This is a genomic window from Nesterenkonia alba DSM 19423, assembly GCF_000421745.1.
In the GTDB taxonomy this organism is placed as follows: Bacteria; Actinomycetota; Actinomycetes; order Actinomycetales; family Micrococcaceae; genus Nesterenkonia; species Nesterenkonia alba.
Window position 1 is genome coordinate 59,348 of record NZ_ATXP01000007.1, and the last position, 23,003, is coordinate 82,350.

The 23,003-nt window shown below is 64.2% G+C and carries 19 protein-coding genes; 7 read left to right on the forward strand and 12 right to left on the reverse strand.

All coding sequences use genetic code 11. The annotated features are described in order from the left end of the window. Nucleotide 1: 1 nt before the first annotated feature. The gene (gene mmsB / locus H578_RS0106875; RefSeq protein ID WP_022872956.1) at nt 2-1,183 is read left to right on the forward strand and encodes a multiple monosaccharide ABC transporter permease; all 1,182 of its coding nucleotides are present in this window, start codon (nt 2-4) and stop codon (nt 1,181-1,183) included. Between the two features lie 119 nt (nt 1,184-1,302). Here the strand turns inward: mmsB and H578_RS0106880 are convergent, their stop codons facing one another. From H578_RS0106880 to H578_RS0106900, 5 genes are all read right to left on the reverse strand, one after another. Beyond that, nucleotides 1,303-2,559 (reverse strand): alpha-hydroxy acid oxidase, encoded by a 1,257-nt coding sequence (locus H578_RS0106880; RefSeq protein WP_022872957.1) that lies wholly within the window; start codon nt 2,557-2,559, stop codon nt 1,303-1,305. A gap of 34 nt (nt 2,560-2,593) precedes the next feature. Further along, a complete protein-coding gene (locus tag H578_RS0106885) occupies nt 2,594-4,024 on the reverse strand; it encodes a rhamnulokinase (protein WP_022872958.1) in 1,431 nt (476 codons plus the stop codon). Nucleotides 4,025-4,060: 36 nt separating this feature from the next. Further along, nucleotides 4,061-6,100: a bifunctional rhamnulose-1-phosphate aldolase/short-chain dehydrogenase gene (locus H578_RS0106890; RefSeq protein WP_022872959.1), complete on the reverse strand. Its 2,040-nt coding sequence runs from the start codon at nt 6,098-6,100 to the stop codon at nt 4,061-4,063. Between the two features lie 113 nt (nt 6,101-6,213). After that, complete coding sequence (locus tag H578_RS0106895; RefSeq protein WP_022872960.1) at nt 6,214-6,975, reverse strand: DeoR/GlpR family DNA-binding transcription regulator; 762 nt, start codon at nt 6,973-6,975, stop codon at nt 6,214-6,216. A gap of 34 nt (nt 6,976-7,009) precedes the next feature. Continuing rightward, nucleotides 7,010-8,218, reverse strand: coding sequence for a Gfo/Idh/MocA family protein (locus H578_RS0106900; protein WP_028464027.1), 1,209 nt, complete (start codon nt 8,216-8,218; stop codon nt 7,010-7,012). Between the two features lie 226 nt (nt 8,219-8,444). Between H578_RS0106900 and H578_RS0106905 the strand changes: the two genes are divergently transcribed. From H578_RS0106905 to H578_RS13930, 3 genes are all read left to right on the forward strand, one after another. Next, nucleotides 8,445-9,716, forward strand: a complete 1,272-nt coding sequence (locus H578_RS0106905) for a cupin domain-containing protein (RefSeq protein WP_022872962.1) — start codon at nt 8,445-8,447, stop codon at nt 9,714-9,716. Between the two features lie 191 nt (nt 9,717-9,907). After that, the gene (locus tag H578_RS0106910) at nt 9,908-11,227 is read left to right on the forward strand and encodes an ABC transporter substrate-binding protein (protein ID WP_022872963.1); all 1,320 of its coding nucleotides are present in this window, start codon (nt 9,908-9,910) and stop codon (nt 11,225-11,227) included. A 76-nt stretch (nt 11,228-11,303) separates the two neighbouring features. Further along, a complete protein-coding gene (locus H578_RS13930; RefSeq protein WP_281163349.1) occupies nt 11,304-12,386 on the forward strand; it encodes an ABC transporter substrate-binding protein in 1,083 nt (360 codons plus the stop codon). Nucleotides 12,387-12,438: 52 nt separating this feature from the next. On the opposite strand, the gene H578_RS0106920 is transcribed toward H578_RS13930, so the two are convergent. Together H578_RS0106920 and H578_RS0106925 are read right to left on the reverse strand one after the other, a co-directional pair. Next, nucleotides 12,439-13,596 carry a mandelate racemase/muconate lactonizing enzyme family protein gene (locus tag H578_RS0106920; protein WP_022872965.1) on the reverse strand — a complete coding sequence of 386 codons (1,158 nt, stop codon included), beginning with the start codon at nt 13,594-13,596 and terminating at the stop codon, nt 12,439-12,441. Beyond that, nucleotides 13,596-14,528, reverse strand: a complete 933-nt coding sequence (locus H578_RS0106925; RefSeq protein WP_084710047.1) for a dihydrodipicolinate synthase family protein — start codon at nt 14,526-14,528, stop codon at nt 13,596-13,598. The genes H578_RS0106920 and H578_RS0106925 overlap by 1 nt, the downstream gene beginning before the upstream one ends. 89 nt (nt 14,529-14,617) lie before the next feature. Between H578_RS0106925 and H578_RS13935 the strand changes: the two genes are divergently transcribed. Beyond that, nucleotides 14,618-15,562 carry an aldo/keto reductase gene (locus H578_RS13935; protein WP_022872967.1) on the forward strand — a complete coding sequence of 315 codons (945 nt, stop codon included), beginning with the start codon at nt 14,618-14,620 and terminating at the stop codon, nt 15,560-15,562. Between the two features lie 29 nt (nt 15,563-15,591). Here the strand turns inward: H578_RS13935 and H578_RS0106935 are convergent, their stop codons facing one another. Next, nucleotides 15,592-16,470 (reverse strand): amidohydrolase family protein, encoded by an 879-nt coding sequence (locus tag H578_RS0106935; protein WP_022872968.1) that lies wholly within the window; start codon nt 16,468-16,470, stop codon nt 15,592-15,594. After that, nucleotides 16,470-17,528 (reverse strand): Gfo/Idh/MocA family protein, encoded by a 1,059-nt coding sequence (locus tag H578_RS0106940; RefSeq protein ID WP_022872969.1) that lies wholly within the window; start codon nt 17,526-17,528, stop codon nt 16,470-16,472. Before H578_RS0106940 ends, H578_RS0106935 begins: the two co-directional genes overlap by 1 nt. A gap of 141 nt (nt 17,529-17,669) precedes the next feature. Between H578_RS0106940 and H578_RS0106945 the strand changes: the two genes are divergently transcribed. Then, nucleotides 17,670-18,467, forward strand: a complete 798-nt coding sequence (locus tag H578_RS0106945) for an IclR family transcriptional regulator (protein ID WP_022872970.1) — start codon at nt 17,670-17,672, stop codon at nt 18,465-18,467. A gap of 4 nt (nt 18,468-18,471) precedes the next feature. Here H578_RS0106945 and H578_RS0106950 read toward each other — a convergent pair whose 3' ends face one another. Both H578_RS0106950 and H578_RS0106955 read right to left on the reverse strand, forming a co-directional pair. Next, nucleotides 18,472-19,509 (reverse strand): zinc-dependent alcohol dehydrogenase, encoded by a 1,038-nt coding sequence (locus H578_RS0106950; RefSeq protein ID WP_022872971.1) that lies wholly within the window; start codon nt 19,507-19,509, stop codon nt 18,472-18,474. A gap of 71 nt (nt 19,510-19,580) precedes the next feature. Further along, entirely contained in the window at nt 19,581-20,879 is a 1,299-nt protein-coding gene (locus H578_RS0106955; protein WP_022872972.1) for an ABC transporter substrate-binding protein, read from the reverse strand. A gap of 204 nt (nt 20,880-21,083) precedes the next feature. Here H578_RS0106955 and H578_RS0106960 point away from each other — a divergent pair, with 204 nt between their 5' ends. Continuing rightward, nucleotides 21,084-21,932 carry a fumarylacetoacetate hydrolase family protein gene (locus H578_RS0106960; RefSeq protein WP_022872973.1) on the forward strand — a complete coding sequence of 283 codons (849 nt, stop codon included), beginning with the start codon at nt 21,084-21,086 and terminating at the stop codon, nt 21,930-21,932. Nucleotides 21,933-21,938: 6 nt separating this feature from the next. Here H578_RS0106960 and H578_RS13940 read toward each other — a convergent pair whose 3' ends face one another. Then, a complete protein-coding gene (locus tag H578_RS13940; RefSeq protein WP_022872974.1) occupies nt 21,939-22,970 on the reverse strand; it encodes a LacI family DNA-binding transcriptional regulator in 1,032 nt (343 codons plus the stop codon). Nucleotides 22,971-23,003: the final 33 nt, after the last annotated feature.

The following is a 23,003-nucleotide window of genomic DNA, read 5'->3' on the forward strand; positions in this document are numbered from 1 at the left end:
GATGGCAGGTACATCGAATCTGCTGGAGCTCATGACGCGCAATATCCGTCAGAGCGGGATTTACGTTGCATTCGTCTTCATTGTGGTGCTGTTCACCATCCTGACCGGTGGGACGCTGCTCTCCCCGGGCAACATCACCAACCTGGTACTGCAGTACTCCTACATCCTCATCCTGGCCATCGGGATGGTGATGATTATCGTGGCCGGACACATCGACCTCTCGGTGGGCTCGGTGGTGGCGCTGACCGGTGCGGTGGCCGCCGTCGTCGTCATCCGAGAAGGCATGCCCTGGTGGGTGGGGATCATCGCCGCGCTCATCACCGGTGTGCTGGTGGGGATATGGCAGGGGTTCTGGGTCGCCATCGTGGGGATCCCTGCGTTCATCGTCACCCTGGCGGGGATGCTCATCTTCCGCGGACTGACCATGCAGACTCTGGACAATGTCTCGCTCTCCCCTTTCCCTTCCGAGTACCAGATGATCGCCGGAGGCTTCCTCAACGGGCTACTCGGCGGTCCTGGGTATGACGTCTTCACTCTGCTCATCGGCGTGCTGGCGGTGCTGGGTTTCGCAGTCCAGCAGTGGCGGGTGCGGATGCGGAAGCTGAAGTATAAGCAGCCGGTGGAGGCGCTGTGGCTCTTCGCAGTGAAAATCCTCGTGGTCGCTGCGGTGATTCTGGCCTTCGCGTGGCGTCTGGCCAATGCCCGGGGGCTGCCCATTGTGCTGATCCTGCTGGCCGCCCTGGTTCTCATCTACGGGTTCGTCACCCAGCGCACCGTGTTTGGCCGACACATCTACGCCATGGGCGGTAACTTGCAGGCCGCGAAGCTCTCCGGAGTGAAGACCAAGCGGGTCAACTTCCTGCTCTTCGTCAATATGGGAGTGCTCGCCGCGATCGCCGGCATCGTGTATTCGGCTCGTTCCAACAGCGCCCAGCCTGGAGCCGGGTACATGTTCGAGCTCGATGCCATCGCCGCAGCGTTCATCGGCGGGGCCGCGGTCACCGGCGGTGTGGGCAAGGTCCAGGGGGCGATCATCGGTGGACTCATCATGGCGGTGATGTCCAACGGGATGCAGATCATGGGCATCGACCAGTCCACCCAGAATGTGGTTCGGGGTGTGGTGCTGGTGCTCGCGGTCGCCTTCGACGTCTGGAACAAGAAGCGCGTCGCCGTAGAGAAATAAACCCGCCTCACACCCCATCTCCCTGGCGGCTCCGGGAATCAGCCCGGGCATATTCCCGGAGCCGTCGTACATCCCGCTGCGGAGTGTTCCCCGCACGGCGGGTCAAGGCAGGTGCAGTTTCAGTGTGGGGCAGTCACAGCGGCGGTGCTGCGCGGTTGCAGCCGACGCAACTGGGTGACGTGCTTGGGCTCCAGTTCGCCGACCTCGGAAACTTCCAGCAGCTTCATCGTGCGCACGATCTGGTCGGTGAGGATCTCGATAGTCCGGTCTACACCGGCCCGGCCACCGGCCATGAGCCCGTAGAGGTAAGCCCGGCCAATGTAGGTGAACTTCGCTCCCAGCGCCAGGGAAGCCACGATGTCAGCGCCGTTCATAATCCCGGTGTCCAGGGTGACCTCGAGGTCATTGCCGACCTCCCGGACCACCTCCGGCAGCAGGTAGAACGGCACCGGGGCCCGATCCAGCTGCCGCCCCCCATGGTTGGAGAGCACAATACCGTCGACTCCCAGATCGGCGAGCTTCTTGGCGTCTTCGACGTTCTGCACGCCCTTGACCACCAGTTTGCCGGAGAACAGTTCGCGAATGGTCTTTAAATCTTCAAAGTTGATGGAAGGGTCCATCGCCTTGTCCAGCAGCTCCCCGACGGTGCCTCCTGTGGAGGTCAGGGATGCGAACTCCAACGGTGGGGTGGTCAGGAAGTCGTACCACCACCACGGCCGGGGGATCGCGTTGAGAATCGTGTTGATCGTCAGCTGCGGCGGGATGGAGAACCCGTTGCGCTTATCCCGCAACCGCGCCCCAGCGATAGGAGTGTCCACGGTGAAGAAAATCGTGTCGAACCCGGCGGCCGAGGCCCGTTCAGTCAGCTCGTAAGAGATCTGCCGGTCCTTCATCACATACAGCTGGAACCAGTTGCGCCCATGCGGGTTGGCCGCCTTGACCTCCTCAATGGAGGTGGTGCCCAGGGTGGAGAGAGTGAAGGGGATACCGGCCGCCCCGGCGGCCCCAGCTCCGGCGACCTCACCTTCGGTGTGCATCAGTCGTGTGAACCCGGTCGGGGCGATACCGAATGGCAAGGCCGAAGGTCCGCCGAAGATCTCGGTGGAGGTGTCCACCGTGGAGACGTCCCGCAGGATCGAGGGGTTGAACTCCACGTCTTCGAAGGCCTGCCGCGCCCGAGCCAGGGAGAGTTCCCCCTCGGCGGCACCATCGGTGTAGTCAAAGGCAGCCTTGGGTGTGCGGCGCTTGGCGATGGCGCGCAGATCCTCAATAGTCAGTGCCGCCGAGAGCCGGCGCCGGGATGCATTGAAGTCGAACTTCTTAAACTGCATCAGCGGCGCGAGGTCGCGGGGCTTGGGGATCTGACGCTGGACCATGGATTCTCCTTAGAGGTACGTAATCCTCTGTAGCTTATGTCGCCCGCGGGCGATAGGTGATGGGCTCGTGGGTGCGAGTGATGAGTTCGCGCAGTTCCTCCAGGGTGCCCGAAAGCGTCCCGGCGGTGCGCGCCTGGATGAGCAGATTGCCGATGGCGGTGGCCTCGACCGGGCCGGCGATCACCGGGCGAGACGAGCGGTCGGCCGTGGCCTGGCACAGCAGGGCATTGAGTGAACCACCACCGACCAGGTGCACCACATCGACAGGCTTTTCGGCCAGCCGGGCGGCATCGTCGAGGGCGCGAGCGAACCCGGCGGCGATCGACTCCACGATCGCTCGGACGATCTGTGGTTTCTCCGTGGGTGCGGGCTGGTCGGTCTCCGCGCACAGGGCGGCGATGCGTTCGGGCATATTCCCCGGTGGCACGAACCGCTCATCTTGGACATCGAAGACGACGACGTCGACATCGGGCACCTGGGCGGCGGCATCGAGCAGGGCGGGCAAGTTCTGTGGCTGCCCGGAATCCTGCTCCCAGATCCGCAGTGTTTCCGAAAGTAGCCAGGTACCCATCACATTGGTGAGGAAACGGGTGCGACCGTCGACGCCGCCTTCGTTGGTGAAGTTCGCCGCCCGCGACTCCTCGGTCACCACGGGAGTGTCGAGTTCCAGGCCGACCAGCCCCCAGGTTCCGCAGGAGATATACGCCGCGTCCCTACTGGAGAGCGGGACCCCGACGACCGCGGAGGCTGTGTCATGTGAACCCACTAAGGTCACCGGTAGTCGCTGTCCGGCCAGCAACCCGGTCAGGGACTCACGGGTCTGCCCCAGGGTGGTGCCCGAGGGTGCCACAGGTGTGAAGAGACCCGGGTCAACGCCGAGTTGACCCATCAGCTCGGTGTCCCAGTCCTGGGTGTGCACATTCAGCAGCCCGGTGGTGGAGGCGTTCGTCGCCTCAGTGAGTCGCTGGCCGGTCAGCCAGTAGCCGAGCAGATCCGGGAGCAGCAGCAGCGCCTCGGCGTCATTCAACAGGTCTTCAGCGGCCAGCTGGTACAGCGTGTTGAACGGCAGAAACTGCAATCCGTTGCGGCGGTAGAGCTCTTCGAAGGGCACCTTCTGGTGGACCGCTTGCACCCCGCGTTCGGTCCGGGAATCGCGGTAGTGGAACGGGGTGCCGAGCAGGCTTTCGCCGCGCAACAACCCGTAGTCCACCGCCCAGGAGTCGATCCCGATGCTGACCGCACCGGTGCCATCCGAGGCGGCCTGCCGTACCGCACTGCTGAGTCCGGCCAGGGCGTTCTCATAGAGCCCTAACAGGTTCCAGTGCAGCCCGTCGGGCAGGTCCACCGGGCCGTTGGCGAAGCGGGCGGCCTCGTGGAGTTCCAGAGTGTCGGGTCCGATCCTGCCCATCACCACGCGTCCGGAGGAGGCGCCGAGATCCACGGCGAGATGCGTCGTCGTACTCATATCAGTCCTGACTCCTTGCCTGAGCGGTTCAGTGCCTCAGCGCAGGAAGGCTGCGGCCACCCCGGCGTCGACCGGTACGTGCAGTCCCGTGGTGTGGGACATGTCCTGGCTCAGCAGCACGAAGGCGGCATTGGCGACGTTCTGGGGCAGCACTTCCCGCTTGAGGATCGTGCGTTGAGCATAGAACTTGCCCAGGTCCTTTTCCTCGATGCCGTAGGTCTTAGCGCGGTTGGCACCCCAGCCGGAGGCGAAGATGCCCGAGCCCTGCACCACGCCGTCGGGATTGATCCCGTTGACCCGGATCTGGTGCTCACCCAGCTCAGCGGCCAGCAGGCGCACCTGGTGGGCCTGGTCTGCCTTGGTCGCGGAGTAGGCGATGTTGTTGGGGCCGGCGAAGACGCTGTTCTTCGACGAGATGTAGAGAATGTCGCCGCCGAGTTCCTGTTCTATGAGAACCTTCGCGGCAGTTTTCGAGACCAGGAAGGAGCCCTTGGCCATGACGTCGTGCTGTAAGTCCCAGTCCTTCTCTGTGGTCTCCAGCAGGGATTTCGACAGGCTCAGCCCGGCGTTGTTCACCACGATGTCCAGACCACCGAAGGCCAGCAGCGTCTCATCCACCGCCCGCTGGACCGCGGCCTCATCCGAGACATCGGCGGCAACCCCAATGGCCTTATCCGGGCCACCCAGTTCCGCGGCAGTCTCCTGGGCCTTGTCAAGATTGAGATCAGCGATGGCAACCACAGCCCCTTCAGCGACGAGCCGTTCAGCGATAGCCCGTCCGATCCCGGAGGCTGCCCCGGTGACCAGAGCGATGCGGGTGGCCAGCTCTTTCGGCTTGGGCATCCGCTGCAGTTTGGCTTCCTCCAGCGCCCAGTATTCGATGCGGAACTTCTCCCGCTCGTCGATGGGAGTGTAGGTGGAGATCCCCTCAGCCCCGCGCATCACGTTGATGGCGTTGATGTAGAACTCACCGGCCACCCGGGCGGTCTGCTTGTCCTTGCCGAAGCTGAACATGCCCACCCCGGGCACCAGCACGATGGCCGGGTCCGCCCCGCGGATGGCGGGTGAGTCAGCATCGGCGTGCCGGTCGTAGTAGGCCTGGTAGTCCTCGCGGTAGCTGGCGTGTAGTTCACGCAGGCGAGCCTTGGCGGTGTCGATGTCGGCATCGGCTGGCAGGTCCAACACCAAGGGCTTGACCTTAGTGCGCAGGAAGTGGTCCGGGCAGGAAGTACCCAACTCAGCCAGGCGCGGGTGTTCCGCGTGGGCGAGGAAGTCGAGGACGACGTCGTCGTCGGTAAAGTGCCCCACCTGGGGCTTGTCCTGGCTGGCGATGGCGCGGATAGTCGGCATCAGCGCAGCCGCCTTGGCCCGGCGCTCATCCTCCGGCAGAGCAGCGTAGCCTTCCAGCGCAGGGCCGAAGGGTTCCGGTGTGGAGTGCTCGTCGATGTAACGCTGGGCGGTGTCGATGATCCACAGCGAGTTCTGCTCGGACTCCTCCGAGGTGTCCCCCCAGGCGGTGATGCCGTGGCCGCCGAGGATGCAGCCGATGGCCTGCGGGTTCTGCTTTTTGATCTCGGCGATATCCAGACCCAGCTGGAAGCCGGGGCGACGCCAAGGCACCCAGACGACCTTGTCACCGAAGATGGTGCGGGTCAGCTCCTCGCCGTCAGCGGCCGTGGCGATGGCGATACCGGAATCGGGGTGGAGGTGGTCGACGTGCTTGGCGTCGACCAGCCCGTGCATCGCGGTGTCGATGGAGGGGGCTGCCCCGCCCTTGCCGTGGAGGCAGTAGTCAAAGGCAGCGACCATCTCATCTTCACGATCCACGCCCGGGTAGACGTCCACCAGGGCACGCATCCGGTCCAGCCGGAGGGTGGCGAGGCCGGATTCCTTCAAGGTGCCGAGGTCACCGCCGGAACCTTTGACCCAGAGCAGTTCGACGTCCTCACCGGTGACCGGGTCACGGTCGGTGCCCTTGGCGGAGGTGTTACCGCCGGCGTAGTTGGTGTTCTTCGGGTCAGAACCCAATCGGTTGGAGCGCTCGATGAGCGCGGAGACGGTGGCCTGCTTGTCCATGGGGACCCCTGTTCCTCTGCCAGTTCCACGGGATGTTCGATTCTGTTCAATCGAACACAAACTATCACTGCTTGTGATGTAGATCAATGAGTGGGATGTGACTCATGTCCTGTCTACACGAGGTCGATGAGCTCGCGGTAGGGGTCCAGTGCGGAATCGGAGGGATCCAGCTCAGTGACGAGTAAGTCGACGTCCTCAAGCGCAATTCCCCGGGCGGCGGCACGGGTTTCCAGTTTGGAGGAATCAGCCAGCAGTACTGTGGAATCCGAGTGCTCGACAACAGTGCGCTTCAGCGAGGCCTCCTCTGGAGTGGATTCAGAACTCCCCCAGGTGGCGTCCAGCGCGGCGGCCGAGGTGAAGAACCGGCTGCAGTGCACTGACGAGGCCACAAGCTCAGCCAGCGGTCCCACGAAACTGCGGGTGGTGGCCTGCCGATGCCCACCGATGAGCACCGGGGTGATACCTGGTTTACCAGCCGCAGCCTCGAAGTTCTCCGCTGAATTGGTCACCACGGTCAGGTCGGCTGCCTCACTCAGGCCCGCCAGCAGCACACCCGCGGTGGAGGAGGCATCGACCGCGCACATCCCTTCTGCAGGCACCAGTTGCAGGGCCTTCTGCGCGATCGTGCGCTTGGCAGCCGCCCGGCGCGCACTGCGTTCGGCAAAACTACGCGGCTGGGGTGGGGCGACGGCGCCACCCCGAACCCTGCGGAGCCGACCGGCAGCTTCAAGATCGGCGAGGTCCCGCCGCAGGGTCATCGGGGAGACGTCGAGGTTATCGGCAGCCTCGGCGATGCTGATCCGCCCCTGCGCCTGCAGGATCTCCAGCAATGTGGCACGGCGGCTCTCCGCACCGAGGGAGGATGAGGTCGCCATAGACCGCGATGCTACCCGAGCCTGGTTGAGGAGCTCACTCGGAGCCTGAAGCCTCACGAAAGTCCGGGATGGGTAGACGGATACCGCCTTCCAAGGCAGAGGTATGAGCAATGATCCCCGGGGCAGTAAAAATTGCCGCCCGGTGGGCATCTACCGGTGGCTGCTGGCCGGTGACCACGGCCCGTGCGAAGTCATCGGCGAGGTAGTGGTGGGAACCTTCATGCCCATTGGGAGCACCGTCGAACTCAGCAGGCAATCGGGCAGTTTCGTGGACCGGGGCAGTTCCGGAGCTGAAGGCGGCCCGCAGGTCGGGATCAACCTCCTGGAGGGTCTCTGCTCCACGCCGCACCGGAATGAACTGCTCGGAGATGTCGTATGAGTCCTTCTTGTCATTCCATACCGTGTGGTGGGCCAACTGTTCGAAGCTGGCCTCTGTGCCGAAGAACCGAAACCTTGATTCCCGGATCGGCGAGGGATATCCCACTCGTCTCATCTCGTTAGTACGCATCGCTCCGCCATCGGAGAGTTCGAACAACGCGGTGGCATTGGAGAAGCTGTTGTTGAACTGGCTGACCTCGCGGTCGAAGACCCCGTCGCCGCGATCATCTTCGATTCCTATACAACTGACGCTCACGGCCCGGGCAGGCAATGCTCCCAGCACACCCCCCACCGCGTGGGTCGGGTACAGCATGGGCGGATACGACGCCGTCGCTTTCCAGTTCTCCCCACCGCTGTACTGATAGGCAGCGTAGAAGCCTAGGTCCATGTCATGGACATAGTCGCCTTCGGCATAGAAGACCCGGCCGAGCTCTCCGGCTCGGATCTTGTGCCGCATGTACACCGTGGCGGGATTGTAGTAGCTGGTCTCACCCATCATGTAGATCAGACCGGTGCGCTCAACCTCTGCGATTATCTGCTCAATTTCAGTGATCTCAACCGCCATCGGCACCGCCGAGTAGACGTGCTTTCCCGCCTGCAGGGCCTGCACCACCAATGGTCCGTGGGTCCAGCGCTGAGTGAAAATCGCCACCGCATCCACATCAGAGGCCAGCATGTCCTCGAAACTGGCGACCACCTCAGCCCTGGGGAAACGTGCAGCTAGTTTCTCCGCCCGCTCGGGCAGCACATCAGTCACCCTCAACTGGACGACATTCGGGTGCAGATTCCACAGCGCTGCGAAACTACCGGCGAACTGGCCAGCCCCGACGATGCCCAGGGTGAAACTCCCGGCCTCGCTCGTCATCGGGGTGGTCGGCTCGGGCGGAAGGGTGAACGGCACGAGAATTCCTCTTCGCACAGTAGGAGACAGTTTGTGCGATATACCCTGTCACATTTCACGCTCGTCTCTCTATTGACATGCTGATCCTCAGGTGACTAGCGTCACTGTCAGTTCAATGAAACGATTTACGAGGGGCGACGTCGTCGTCGGACTCCCCTTCACCGCCTTTGACTTCTCGAGGAGTAAGCAGATGACCACAGCAGGGCCGTATCAGGGCGTAACAACCTCTGCACAGGCGATGGACCGAGCCTTCGCCAGCGGTGTGGTGCGATTGGCTCCGGCCTGGGTACCGCGCGCCTTTTGCACACCTGGTCGGCGACTGAAACTGCACCCTAACGACTATTTCCCACTGGCCAAGGACCGCGGCGGTATTGACGAGCGCTGGCTGGCCTCCGCGGTGCGAGCTGAGAACGGACCTCTGACTGATCCCTATGAGGGACTATCCCTGGCTGTGGACCCTGACGGCGGCGTCGTCCCCTTCGACGAATTCATCGAACACTTCGGTGCTCGGGCGATTGGGGACCTCTGGGAGAGCCACCGCGCCTGGCCGATGTACTCCAAGTTCTTCGACAATCAAGCACCCCTACCCTTCCATATTCATCACCGGCATGAGCACGCCCAGCTGGTGGGCAAGGAGCCGAAACCGGAGGCGTACTACTACCCACCGCAGATGAACGACCACTTCGGTGAGGTGGGAGTCACCTACTTCGGATTGCACCCGGAGGTGACCCGCGAGCAGGTCAAGGACAAGCTGGCCGCCTTCCTCCGCGGCGGGGATAACCGCATCACTGAGCTCTCCAAGGCTTACCGGATCACCCTGGGGACTGGGTGGGATGTTCCCGCTGGGGTACTGCACGCCCCAGCCAGCGTGTGCACCTACGAGCCGCAGGCCGCCTCGGATGTCTTCGCCATGTGTGAGTCTTGGTCCAACCACCGCGAAGTAGGCGATGAACTGCTCTGGAAGGACATTCCCACCGAGCATCACGGTGACCTGGACTTCGTGGTCGACCTTATCGACTGGGAGCTCAACACCGACCCGAACTTCTGGTCCAGCCGATTCACACCGCCAGTGGAGACCTCCGCCTCTCAGAGCGCTCACGACGACGGCGACCCCGGCTACCGAGAGAAATGGGTCACCTATCGCTCGGAAGCCTTTAGCGCCAAGGAGCTCACTGTGGCACCGGGTGCTTCGGTGAGCGTGGACGATCAGGACGCCTACGGGTTCATCGTGGTGGCTGGGCGCGGGGAGATCACCACCACCGGCGGGGATACCCAGCCTCTGGAATCACCGACATTGATCCGCTATGGCCAGCTGACCTATGACGAGTACTTCGTCACCGCCGAGGCTGCTCGTGCCGGCGTCACCGTGAAGAACACCTCCCCCTCGGAGGAATTGGTCATCCTGAAGCACTTCGGCCCCACCAGCGCCGAATGGACTCGAGACCAGCACCTCTTCAGCTGATACATCCCTTCAGGAGCCTGGACGCTCGTCTGCTGATGCAGGCGGCTGCGTCTGGGCTCCTGCCGTCGAGCAGTCGCGGCGGATGGAGGACTTAAGCGTCCCCACTTTGAACGTATGAGCCTCATCACGATAGTCTGGCGCAAAAGGTTCATTGAACCTCTGATGAGTACTCTCTCCGTCCGAAGGAATCCATGTCACGCACCCGTTCTCTGCACTCTGACCGCCATGCCGGCCGCCGTAACCGCTCCCTCCGCCCCAGCATCCGCCTGGCCGGCGCGGGACTCATCGGCGCACTGGCCCTGACCGCCTGTGGCGGCGGTGACAACGATGACGACGGCGTCGAACTGCGCTTCGCCTGGTGGGGCTCCGATCACCGCGCCGACCTGACCTACGAGGTCATCGAAGCTTTCGAGGCCGAACACCCCGATATCACCATTGCCGGCGAATACAGCGACTGGCAGGGCTACTGGGATCAACTGGCCACCCAAACCGCAGCCCAGGATGCACCGGATGTCTTCCAGATGGATGACATGTACCTCCGCGAATACGCCGACCGGGGCACCCTGCTGGATCTCACCGAGGTCGATGTCTCCGACTTCGACGAGGCGATCGTTGACGCAGGCACCACCGAGGACGGTCTGGTTGGCGTCACCGTAGGCACCAACACCTGGACCGTGGTGGCCAACCCCGACCTATTCGAGGAGGCCGGCGTTGAGCTACCCGATGACACCACCTGGACCTGGGAGGACTTCCACGAGATCTCCGTGGAACTCAGTGACAACCTCGAGGGCGCCTACGGGTCCACCACCGGCGGCGGGATTGCCTCCTTGCAGGCCTGGCTACGTCAGAACGGCAGCCAACTGGTCACCGAGGACGGCGAACTCGGCTTCGACGCCGCCGAGGCCGAGGAGTTCTTCCAGTACAACCTGGACATGGTCCAGGAAGGCGGCACTCCGGACCCGGCGCACCTGGCCGAGACCTGGGACGCCGGTCCGGAAGAGAGTCTCATCGGCACCAACGAGGCGGCACTGCACATGCGCTGGTCCAATGAGATGCCCAGCCTAGAGAACGCCTCGGGCGCAGAACTGCAGCCGCTGCGCCTACCCAGCCAAAGCGGCAGTGCTGAGGACAACGGATCCTGGTACAAGCCCTCACAGTTGCTTTCGGTCTTCGCCGGCACCGATCACCCAGAGGAAGCCCAGTTGTTCATCGATTTCTTCGTCAACTCGGAGGAAGCCGCGGAAATCCTGCAGACCGAGCGTGGACTGACCCCCAACACGGACCTGCAAGAGACCGTCTTGGACAGCCTCGATGGGGCTGATCTGCGTGCCTCGGAGTTCCTGGTCGACATCGGCGATGAAGTCGGCGAGGCCGAGCCGGTGCCGCCAGCCGGCTACGGCGCCATCCAGGACATCCTGGGCCGCTATGAGCAGGAGGTCTACTTCGAACGCCAGACTCCTGCAGAAGCCGCGGAAAACTTCATTCAGGAGGCTGAAGACGCTCTGAACTGAACCCCATGACCCGTGAAGGGCCCGACGTCGACAGCGCGACGACGTCGGGCCCTTCACGTATATCGACTACCCCCACATCACGGTGGAACCGGAGTACAGCGACTGGCAAGGGTACTGGGACCAGCTCACCACCCAGGTAGCCGGCGGCGACGCCCCCGATATCCTTCAAATGGACGATGTCTATCTGCGGGAGTACGCCGACCGCGACTCGCTGCTGGACCTCACCGAGGTCGACACCTCTGGTCTCGATGAGAACGTGGTGGACACCGGCCGTACCGAGGAAGGCCTCTTCGGTATCACCGTGGGGACCAATGCCCTGACCATCGCGGCTAACGTGGATCTCTTCGACGAAGCCGGAATTGACCTGCCCGATGACACCACCTGGACCTGGGACGACTATTACGAACTCTCCGTGGAGCTCAGCGAGAATCTTGAGGACGCCTATGGCAGTAGCGGCGCCACCGGCGACGGGATGCTCCAAGCCTGGCTACGCCAACATGGCTCCACCCTGGTGACCGAAGAAGGGCAACTGGGACTGAGCGAGGATCAGCTGACCGAGTACCTCACCCTCACTGACGAGATGATCGCCGACGGCGGCACCCCACCTATCCAGCTGCTGTCTGAGGCCTTCGACGGCGGCATTGAGGAACGGCCGGTCAGCACGAACATGACCGCCATGGGGTCCATCTGGTCCAATGAGCTGACCAGTGTGGCCAACGCATCCGGCTCCGAGATTGAGCTGCTACGCCTGCCTAGCCAGGCTGGCACTGCCACGGAGAACGGAGTGTGGATGAAGCCCTCCCAACAGCTGTCCGTCTATGCCGGGACCGACCATCCGGAGGAAGCCCAGTTGTTCATCGATTTCTTCGTCAACTCACCGGAGGCCGGGGAGATCCTGCTCACCGAGCGTGGCGTTCCGCCGAACCAGGAGGTTCTGGATCACATCCTCGACGACCTGGAAGGCTACGACCAGCGCTCGGCGGAGTTCCTCACCGAGATCGAAGATGAAGTCGGGGAAGCCGAGCCAGTGCCCCCGGTGGGCTTCAGTGCCGTGCCGGATATCCTCGGCCGCTACGAAGAAGAGGTCTACTTCGATCGCATGAGCGCAGAGGAAGCTGCCTCTGGGTTCATGGCAGAAGCCGAAGATGTTCTCGACTGAACCGAACCGTCCGGTCAGCCCCGTGCTTAGCCCCGGAGAGGCCGGCCGGTGGTTAGGCGTTGGCCAGGCGAGGCCCGGCGGTGGGGTCGTAACTCCAGGAACGGATCTCCTCGGTGACATTGAGCCCCAACCCTGGTGTGTCGGGCAATTGCACCTTGCCATCGACCAGAGTGAGCGGTTCCTGCAGGGTCTGCTCCCGCAGCGGGTTCGGCACCCTGGGAACCTCCAGGTAAACCGCCGCCGGGGAGGCGGCCACCACTGTCAGGTTGGCCATCAGCCCCGGGCCGCTGCACCAGGTGTGCGGAGCCAGGCGGGCCCCGTGAGACTGAGCCAGGGCACCCAACTCGACGAGTCGGAGAATTCCACCGGTGGAGACGGCGTCGGGCTGGATGATATCCACGGCACCGGCTTCCAACATCCGCACAATGTGGTCCGGAGTGCGCTCGGCCTCCCCGAACGCCAGGCGGGTCTGCATCTCACCGCGGAGAATCGCATGGGCGTGAACTTCAGTCCGCGGTAGGGGGTCTTCGAACCAGTAGAGACGGTACGGCTCGAACCGGGCGGCCATGGCGATCACCTGGTGCACATCCGGAGGATCCGGCAGATAGCTGGCCCCCAGGTCCACCATGAGATCACCGTCAGGACCCAGCGCCTCACGGGCCGCGGCGACGCGCTCTTCATCTCGATCCAGACCGTAGCCAATGCGGATCTTCACCGCCTGGAACCCATCGGCCACATAACCGCGCACTTCCGCGGCGAGCTCCTCAGGGTCTTCAGCGAGACCCCCGCTGGCATAGGCGGGAAGTTCTCGGCGGTAGGCCCCACCGACCAGCACGTGAGCAGGGACCCCGAGGTGCCGTCCAAGAAGGTCGAAGCAGGCAGCCTCGATCCCGCTAACCACACTCTGATACAGCCCTCCGTGCCCCCAGCTGGGAGCCGCGCGGGTGAGCTTTTCCAGCACTCCCCGCGGCTCGGCGGGCAAACCGGTGACCCGTTCAGCAGTCCAGTCAACGATGGGTCGGACCATCTGACGCACGTTGAGCCCGTCACCGATCTCCCCGTAGCCGACGGTGCCGTCCTCACCGGTGAGGCGGATAAACCCAGAGGTCCAGCCGTCATAGCGGCCCCCGGGCCAGCCCCAGGCTTCCTGAGGGGTGTACTTATAGCTGAGCAACTCCAGCTGGCAACTGGTGATGACAGGAACCGACATTAGCGTCCTTTCGTCTCGGTGGCCTCAAGACCGGCCACTCGGGTGCAGATGGTCTCCACGTGCTCTTCGATCCACGGCGGCACCGCGGCAGCGGGCTGACGCGCGTGCAGACCAGTAGCCACGCCACGGGTCTGCAGCAACCGTTTCTGCGCATAGACAAAGGGCACCATGCCCCGGCGGGCGATCTCCAGGGCGGGCCCATACCGGTAGAACAAGGCGGCTGCGGCCTCCGGGTCACCGGCCCGCCACAGAGAGTCGATCCGAATGAATACATCGGCCAACGCCGGTCCGGGCAGCGTTCCTCCGGCACCGAGTTCCAGTTCCAGCAGGTAGTCGGCACCACCGGCGCCGCCGAGCATGAGCACTCCGGCCTCCCGCAGCGGTACAGAAAGCCGAGCCATACGCTCCAGAGCGTCCGGGGATTCGAGCTTGACCCCGATGACCTGCTGCACCTCCATGGCCAGCCGGGAGATCGTGTCATCGCTGACGCTCACTCCGGTCTCCTGGGGCGCGTCTTGGACGATGATGCCGACCTCGAGCACTCCAGCCAGGTCCCGGTAGAAACCCAGCACCGCCTCGGCAGTCAACCCCGGCACTTTCGGCGGGGAGACCATCAGAATCGTGGCTCCGGCGGCAGCGAGCCGGGTGCCGAGATCCACTACAACACGGGTGGAGGCGCCGGTGCACGCGCAGATCAGCGGCGTGGCCTGCGGTAACTGGTGCTTCACCGTTTCCACCAGTCCGGCGAGTTCCTTGGCCGTCAGCCGGGTGACGTCACTGGCCAGCCCCAGGGCAACAGCTTGTGCGCCCTGCTCCAGGAGCCAGTTGACTTGGCGTTTCACCCCGGCATGGTCGATATCGCCTGCTGCGGTGTAGGGGGTCACGAGAACCGGGGGGATCCCGCGCAGGGGCGCAGGCGAATGCGTACTCATAGTCCTCCGTCAGTATTGTGTGAAGCACCACAATACTACTAGATTATGAAGTCAGCTACACATTCTTGAAGTTCCCTTGAGGTGGTCACATGAGGCACTACGGTCTGGGCACAGCGGCTCTGGCAGCACACACTCCCGAGCCCGAGGAGTTCACCGCCGTGGTCTCCGCCGCCCTGCACGCCGGGGTGTCTCACGTGGATACTGCGCCGATGTACGCCTGCGGCCGGGCCGAGCAGCTCCTCGGTGAGAGCGTGCTGCGGCTACGCCAGAAGTCTCCAGACGTACCCGCGCCCCTGCTATCGACGAAGACCGGGCGGCTCGTCCGCCCCCTGGGGGACCAACGCCCGCAGAATGTGCCGGAGGACCAGTTCACCCGCGACGACGTCCGCACCGTCTTCGACCTCACCGCCGCTGGGGTGCGCACCTCCTATGAGGAGAGCTTGGCTCGGCTGGGCTGCCCGCGGACTGAAACCCTGTTGCTCCACGATCCGGACTATCACCCACAGCAGGCACTCACTGAGGCGTTGCCGGAACTGGTGCGGATGCGGGCTGCGGGGCTGACGGATCGGATCGGCCTCGGCTCCAACCGAGTGGACTTCGCCACCGCGGCGGTCAAACAGTTCGATCTTGACGAAGTCCTCATCGCCGGGCGGTTCACTCTGTTAGATCAGTCCGCTGCCCAGCTACTACAGCTCTGCGCCCGGCGAGGGGTCGACGTCGTGATCGGCGGAGTGTTCAATACGGGACTGCTCGCTGATCCGCAGTCGGCCACCCGGGTGGACTACCGGCCGGCCAAGGCCGCAGAGTTGGCCCGCGCCCACTACCTGCAGACGGTCTGCACCGCAGCCGGAACCAGTCTGCGTGCCGCTGCGGTGCAGTATCCACTGCGGCATCCGGCAGTCTCCCGGGTGCTGTGGGGGCCGCGCCACCGAGCCGACTTAGAGGACCTCATCGCCTGTGCCTCCGCGGTGGTCCCGGAGACGGCCTGGGAGGCACTCAGCGCAGCGGGGGTCTACGTTCCCGGCGTGGACTGAGGACCGGACTGTTGATTGAAGTCGCCCACTTACTCCGCGGGGGCCAGCAGGTCAGCCTCGTCGATGCGGTAGATCCGCAGTGCGTTCTCCGCATAGAAGGCCGCCCGCTCGGTCACTGACCAATCAGCGGTAACCCGCAGGAAAGCATCCAGTTGGTTCGTGAAGCTCACGTGCTGTTTTTCTACCGGTACATTGCTGCCCCAGAGGAGGCGTTCGACGCCGAACACTTCGGCCAGTTCGGTCACGTAACGTGTGAGCCCCTCCTCGGAGAATGCCGGTTCCACGGACCCGTAGGCTGAGGCTTTGACCACGACGTTCTCCGAAGCAGCCAGGGCGCGCAGTCCCGCCCGCCACAGGTCATCCCGTTCATCAGTAGCCTGTTGGAGGTATCCCCCGTGGTTGAGGATGAAGAGCACCTCCGGGTGAGCGGCGACCACTTCGGCGGCCCGCTGCAGCTGGGAGGGGAAGACCTGCAGGTCGAAGCTGAGCTCACGCCGAGCCAGCTCATCCAGTCCGGCCTCCCATGCGGGGTCGTCGAGGAGACCTGGCCGTCGGGCGATCTGGTCCTGGGGTTCCCAGTTGAGCATCTGTCGGATGCCGCGCAGCCGCGGGCTGGCGGCGGCATGGTCATCGAGCAACTGGCGCAATGCGGCGGATTCCAGCGGCGCGTAGGCGACGATGGCCTGCGGGAAACCGCTGTGTTGGGCTACCTCCTCCAACCATCGGGTTTCCGCCACCGGGTGATGTGGATCGTGGGCGGCCTCCACGTGCACGGTGCCGACCACCGGGGCGGCTCCGACATCCGCGGTGTAGTCCTGCGCCAGATAAGAGAAGTCCCAGGGATACCGGTTGCGTTCGATATCCCACAGGTGGTGGTGGGCGTCAACGATGCGCTGTGGCTGAGGCATCAGGCGTGCTCCTTGATCTCAATGGGCTGACCGTTGGTGCGGGCGGACTGCCGGGCGGCGGCCAGCACCTCCACCACTCGGGCCCCGAGCCGCCCGGGGGCGATCACCTCGGCTCCCTGGGCGGAGGCGATGAGCTGTTGGGGTGGGCTCACGGCAATATCAGTCGCGGCGAACCGCTCCTGCTCACACGCACCGGAACCCTCCCGAGATCCATGGCGCAGTTCGACCGTGGAGGCAACCGTGTCGAGCAGTAGCGTTCCACTCTCACCGAAGAACCGGTACTCCTCGACCCGCTGGTCATTGGCGGGCACAGTCCCCGCCCCCGCCAGGGTGAGCACCATGCCGGAGGCGGTGGTCATGGTCAGTCCGTCGGCGATGTCCACCTCGGCTCCGCCGCGATGCTCCAGCGCACAGACGCGCACAACCGGCTCATCGAGGATGAACAGCAGCACCGCCACCGCGTGGCTGAGCTGGGTGTAGAGATGACCCCCGGAGTCCGGGTCGGCGTAGGTGGCGGGCATGGGTGCCGCCAGCGCCCCGGTATTGGTGCGAGCCGGCTCCGTGTTGCCGTAATAGAGGTGGGACACCGCAGTGGAGAACAGTCCAGTGGCAAGCACCCGACCGCCGAGCCTCCCGGAGGTGAGGATCTCGCGCGCCCGCTGCACTGCCGGCTGATAGGGGAAAGTATTACCCACGTGCAGCCGAGCCCCACTGCTTTCAGCACGGGCGACTAAGTCCCAGGCCTCCGCCGGGTCCACTGTCAACGGTTTCTCCACCAGGGTGTCGATTCCCGCATCAAGAAGTACGGCGGCGGGCTGGTGGTGGGCTCCCTGCGGAGTGGCGACGACGGCGGCGTCGACCAGTTCTGTCAGCTGATGCACATCGGAGAACACCTCAGGAACACCGAAGGCCTCGGCGGCAGCGGAGGCGCGCTCGGCGTCGAGGTCACAGAGCGCCACAACCTCGGCGTCGGGGTGGGTCGTCAGCACTGGCAGGTGCGTTTTAGTGGTCCACCAGCCGGCGCCGACGACGCCGACACGCACCGGTTCGCGGCTCATCGCACCTCACTCACGCTAGTGAGCAGAGGGGAGTCTCTGTGACGGAGGCGGGCCGGCGGCGTCGGGCGGATCGGTAGGGTGTGCACAGGGTGATTCAAGCACCGCACCCCGGCATGGTCAACTATGTGATAGGAACTTCACATGAGTGAAGAAAAAGCTGCGCGGCGCGCATCCACCGGTGAAGGCGCCGTGAAATCAGCGGTCCGCGCCCTGGCGATCCTGGACTTACTCGCCCAGCGAGGGGCCCCCATGCGGTTCCCGGAGATCGTCCGGGAACTCGGTTACCCGCAGTCCAGCTTGCACGCGCTCATCAAAACCCTGCATGCGGCTCAGTGGGTGGAGTTCGACGAATCAACCCGCGAGTACACCCTGGGGATCCGCGCCTGGGAGGCCGGCAACGCCTATCAGCGGGCGCTGAGCCTGGCCGAACGCGCCCAGCCATTCATGAACTCCGCCCGCGATGAACTCAATGAGACCATCCAGCTGGCGGTGCTCGATGGTGGTCGCCATAACGTCTACCTCGCCAAGGCCGAAGGCGATCAGCGCCTGGTGTTGGAATCGCACGTGGGCGGCCGGCTTCCGGCCCATGCAACTGGGGTCGGGAAGGTGCTGCTGGCCGCGCTGGAGGACACTGAGGTCCGCCGCCGCATCGGGGACGCCGAACTGGAACAGTACACCGAGACCACCATCAAGGACATCGACGAACTCCTCGAGCACCTGCGCGGTGTCCGCCAGCGCGGTTACGCCACCGACCACGAGGAGTACACCGTGGGGGTGCGTTGCGTGGCCGTGCCGGTGAAGGACCACCGCGGCACAGTGGTGGCGGCGATGAGCGTCTCCGTACCGGTAGTCCGCTTCACTGAGGAATTCGAACAGCAGAGCCTGAAGGTCATCCAGCGGGCAGCCGAAGGGTTCTCCGCCGCCCTGGGCCACCGGTAGCGCCTCAGGGGGCCTCGCGGGTCTGCTCGCTGATGCGGATGAGCACCTTTCCGGGGGCGACCTCACCGGCAGCCTGACGGGTGAACTCTGCCTGGGCCTCCTCCATGGGGATCGTGGCGGAGAGTAACGGAGCGAAGTCGGTGACTTGCTGGGCAACCCACTCAGCGGCGCGGCGGAAGTCTTCGGCGGTATAGGTGAAGCTGCCCACCAGTGCGCGCTCTTCGGTGGAGATGGCGTAGGCGCTGATTTCCACAGTGGGTGTGCCCATCCCGACCAGGCAGACGGTGCCGCCGTCACGGGTGCTGCGCAGAGCCTGCCGCAGGGTGGTAGTGACACCCACAGCATCGACCGTCACATCAGCGGGCGTTTCCAGCAGCTGATCCCCGGTGGCGCCGGCCGGGTCCAGGACCATGGCTCCCAGTTGCGCACAAAGGTCCCGGCGGCGCGGGTCGAGTTCGCTGACGATGATGCTGTCCGCACCGGCCTGCTGGGCGGCGACGATCACCGACTGTCCGATGGGCCCGCCGCCGACGATGAGCACCCGATCCCCGGGATGAATCCCGGCCTGTGTGACCGCGTGAGCGGCCACGGCCAAGGGTTCGATCAGAGCCCCATAGTCGATATGGACTTCCTCCCCCACCAGGATCACATTGCGGGCGGGCACGCTGATGTACTCCGCGAAGGCGGCGGTGACGTGCGGATGCACCCCCAGGACCGTCTTTCCCGGAGCCTGCTGCTCCCGGCCCCGGTAATCCTCCAGCTGGTCTTCGGGTACCACCACCGGGTTGAAGGTCGCTGCCGCCCCGAGGGGAAAGTCGGCGGGGTTGACCCCCTCACCGAGTTCGGCGATGCGTCCGACGGCCTCGTGCCCCATGATCTGCCCGGGGTGGCGACGGCCGTTCTCCCCGGTGAATCCGTGCAGATCAGATCCGCAGATCCCGACGGCGATGATGCGCAGCAGCACGTGCCCCGCCTGAAGCTGCGGTTTCGGCACATCGTGGACGGCCAACCGGCCGAAGTCCTCCAGAACCAGTGCGCGCATTATTCTCCTTCGCTCTCGAGTCCTTCGTCTCACAGGGGGTCGAATAGTCCGCTGAAGCGGATCAACCGGTCTTAGTTGATGGCCTCGGTGATTTCGCGGTGGACGCCTTCGGCGGCCTCGGCAGCGCTGACCCGACCGAAGAGGAACTCCTCTTCATAGCGGAAGACGATGTCTTCCACCGCGCCGTAGCCCTCGGGCGGCAACGGCGGGGGTTCAGTGGCCACATCAGCGATGGATTCGTTGTATTCGAGGACGTCACGTTCAATGTCGTCGAGGTCGTCACGAATGAGGTCCCGGATCGTTTCATTACCGGGGATTCCGCGTTCGATGAGTTGGATCTGCCCGGCTTCTTCGTTGTTACCCAGGAAGTCCACCAACAGCTGAGCCTCTTCGGGGTGCTCACTGCCGGAGTACACCGAGAAGAACATCGAAGCCCGGTAGAACAACTCCGCATCAGCCGAGGAGCCCGTGGGGCTGGGCCAGCGCAAGGCCGTCAGTTCCAGATCCCCCGCTGCAGAGATCCCCACGGCATTGGCATCGAATCCCGGGCTCAAGGCCGCCTGACCCGTACCGATAAAGGTCTGCTCATTGCCCGCAGCCCGGTCCTCGGAGACTTCCTCAGCCGAGGGCAAAGCGCCGCTATCCGACATCTGTTGCAACAGGTCGAAGTAGGACTCCGCGTCCTCTGGCTGCCAACTGAGTTCCCCTTCCCCGTCGACCAGGTTGACTCCGGCGTGCTGGCGCAACCACAGCTCCAGTCCGGCATCACCGGGAGGACGCCCCAGACCATACCCGTCCGTATTGGCGGAGATCTCTGCGGTGATCTCCGTGAAGTCCTCCCACGTCCAGGTCTCGTCGTCGGGCAGCTCGAGCCCAGCCTCAGTGAACAGTTCCTCGTTAGTCACCAGCGCAAAAGAGTTCGACGTCACCGGTAGGGCATAGAGGCTGCCTTCATGCAGCCCGTTTTCCAGCAGCTCCTCGGCGTATTCGCTGGTCTCGACCGCGTCGAGTTCCAACAGGACTCCGTTTTCGATGTACTCGCGTAAGTAGCGGGTATCCATCTGAATGACATCTGGCGCATCCCCGGCAGCGGCCTGAGTGGCCAGCTGGTCCCAGTAGCCCTGCCAGTCGGCGTACTGGATATCCACGGAGATATGGGGGTACTCCTCTTCGAAGAGGTCAACCATCTCCTGGGTGTTCTGGTAGCGCGCGTCCCCGCCCCACCAGGTAAACGAGATGGTGACGTCTTCGGCTTCGCCGTTGCCGGCGTCGTCGTCGGAGCCTTCGGCCTCTCCCTGGGCACATGCGGAGAGCAGCAGAGCGGCGGTGCTCAGTGCACCCGTAACCGTGAGGGCCTGTTTGAATCTCATGACGGATCCTTTGGTCGATCGCGATGAAATATTCATCATGGTGAAGTTGACTTCTGGAGTCTATAGTGATGCGTGCCACTCTGGCAACAGGATGTTGAAGTCTATTTCTGTATGCTGAAGTTCTGGCGGGTGGGTGGCCCCTTCCGTCGAGGCCCCAACCCCTTGTTCTGCACGAATCACTCCCCTGAAGAAGGAGACCTCAGGATGCACCTGAAGAGAATCGGCCAGCCTGGCGCCGAACAACCAGTGGTCACCGGCGACGACGGCCTCGACTACGACCTGACACCGCTGACCACCGACATCGACGGCGCTTTTCTCGCCGGCGACGGGATCGCTCGGGTCCGTGAAGCCCTGGGCACGGGAGCACTGAAACGAGTCAGCACCGAGGACCAGCGCGTGGGTGCCCCTATCGCCCGACCTTCGGCTGTGCTCTGCATCGGCATGAACTACAGGGCTCACGCCGCCGAATCAGGGGCTGAACCGCCTGAGCAGCCGGTCATCTTCCTCAAGACCCCGAATACAGTGGCCGGGCCCCATGACGACGCCTACATCCCCCGCGGCAGCACCACCACGGACTGGGAGGTGGAACTGGGCATCGTGATTGGCCAACGTGCCCTCTACCTGTCCAGCGAAGAGGACGCTCGCCAACACATCGCCGGCTACCTCACCGGCAATGACCTCTCCGAGCGGACCTTCCAGCTGGAAACCTCCGGCGGTCAGTGGTCCAAGGGCAAATGCGCCCCGGGCTTCTCCCCCTTGGGCCCGTGGCTCGTTCCAGCCGATGAGATTGATCCTCATCACCTCCGGCTGCGGTCCTGGGTCAACGGTGAACCGCGCCAGGACTCCACCACCGCCGACATGATCTTCGGCGTAGAGCACATCGTCTACCACCTCAGCCAGCACATGGCCTTAGAGCCGGGGGATGTGATCCTCACCGGCACACCAGAGGGAGTAGCACTCTCCGGGAAGTACCCGTACTTAACGGCCGGGGACGTCGTCGAGATCGAGGTGGAGGGGTTGGGCCGTCAGCGGCAGGTCTTTCACCAGACCTGAGGTGGTTCAGGTGGTATCCCGGGCGACCAGCTCAGGGGTCAACACAGCGTGTTTGGGTGATCCAGCCGGGGGGGCGCCGTTTTCGGCCCCGTTGCGGTCAAAAAGTTCCAGCAGCATCTCCACCGCGGTCGCCCCGAGTTCATACCGTGGCTGCCGCACCGTCGTCAGGGGCGGGTTGGCGGCTGCGGCCCACTGCAGGTCGTCATAACCCACCACGGCGATATCTTCGGGAACCCGCAGTCCGGCCCGGCTCAGACTCTGCAGAACCCCGAGGGCCATATGGTCGTTGGCGCACAGCAGGGCCGCCGGGCGCTCCTCGGCGGGCATATCCACCACGTGCTCAGCGGCCTCCCGACCCGACTCCACAGTCCAGGTGCCGGTGGAGATGACCTCAAGGACGACGTCGTCGTGCCCGGCAAGGACTTCTTTGACTCCCCGCAAGCGCCGCCGCACTTTAGGGGAGATCTCCGGATCCCCGGCGAACCCTAACCGCCGGTACCCGCGCTCCAGGACATGTTCGGCAGCCAGTCTGCCACCGGCGACGTCGTCGACCACCACGCTCCAGGCGTGCTGGTATTCCTCCCCGACCCGGTCCACGAACACCATGGGCACCCCACGGTCGTGCATCATCTGCAACCGGGAACTGAGTTCATCCACCGGGGAGATAATGAGCCCCTGAACCCGCTGCTGGGTGAGCAGCTCGAGGTTTTGGTTTTCCCGTTCGGCATCGTCAGCGCTGTTGGAGATCACGACGCCGACTCCGCGGCTGCGCGCGGCCTCTTCGGCTCCTAACGCCACATCCACGAAGAACGGATTGCCCAGGTTAGCTACCGCCACCCCCAGGGACCGCACCCGGCCAGGGCGGAACTGGCGCGCCCGCTGCTGGGGCACAAAGTTCAGTTCCCGGATGGCTTCCAGTACCCGCTGGCGGGTATCGGCGTTGACATAGAAGGGCCGGTTGAGCACATTGCTCACCGTGCCGGCTGAGACTCCCGCGCGCTGCGCGACGTCGCGAATCGTCGTCTTCGTTTGACTCATGTCACGAGCATCTCACCGCTGCGAGCAGCTGGC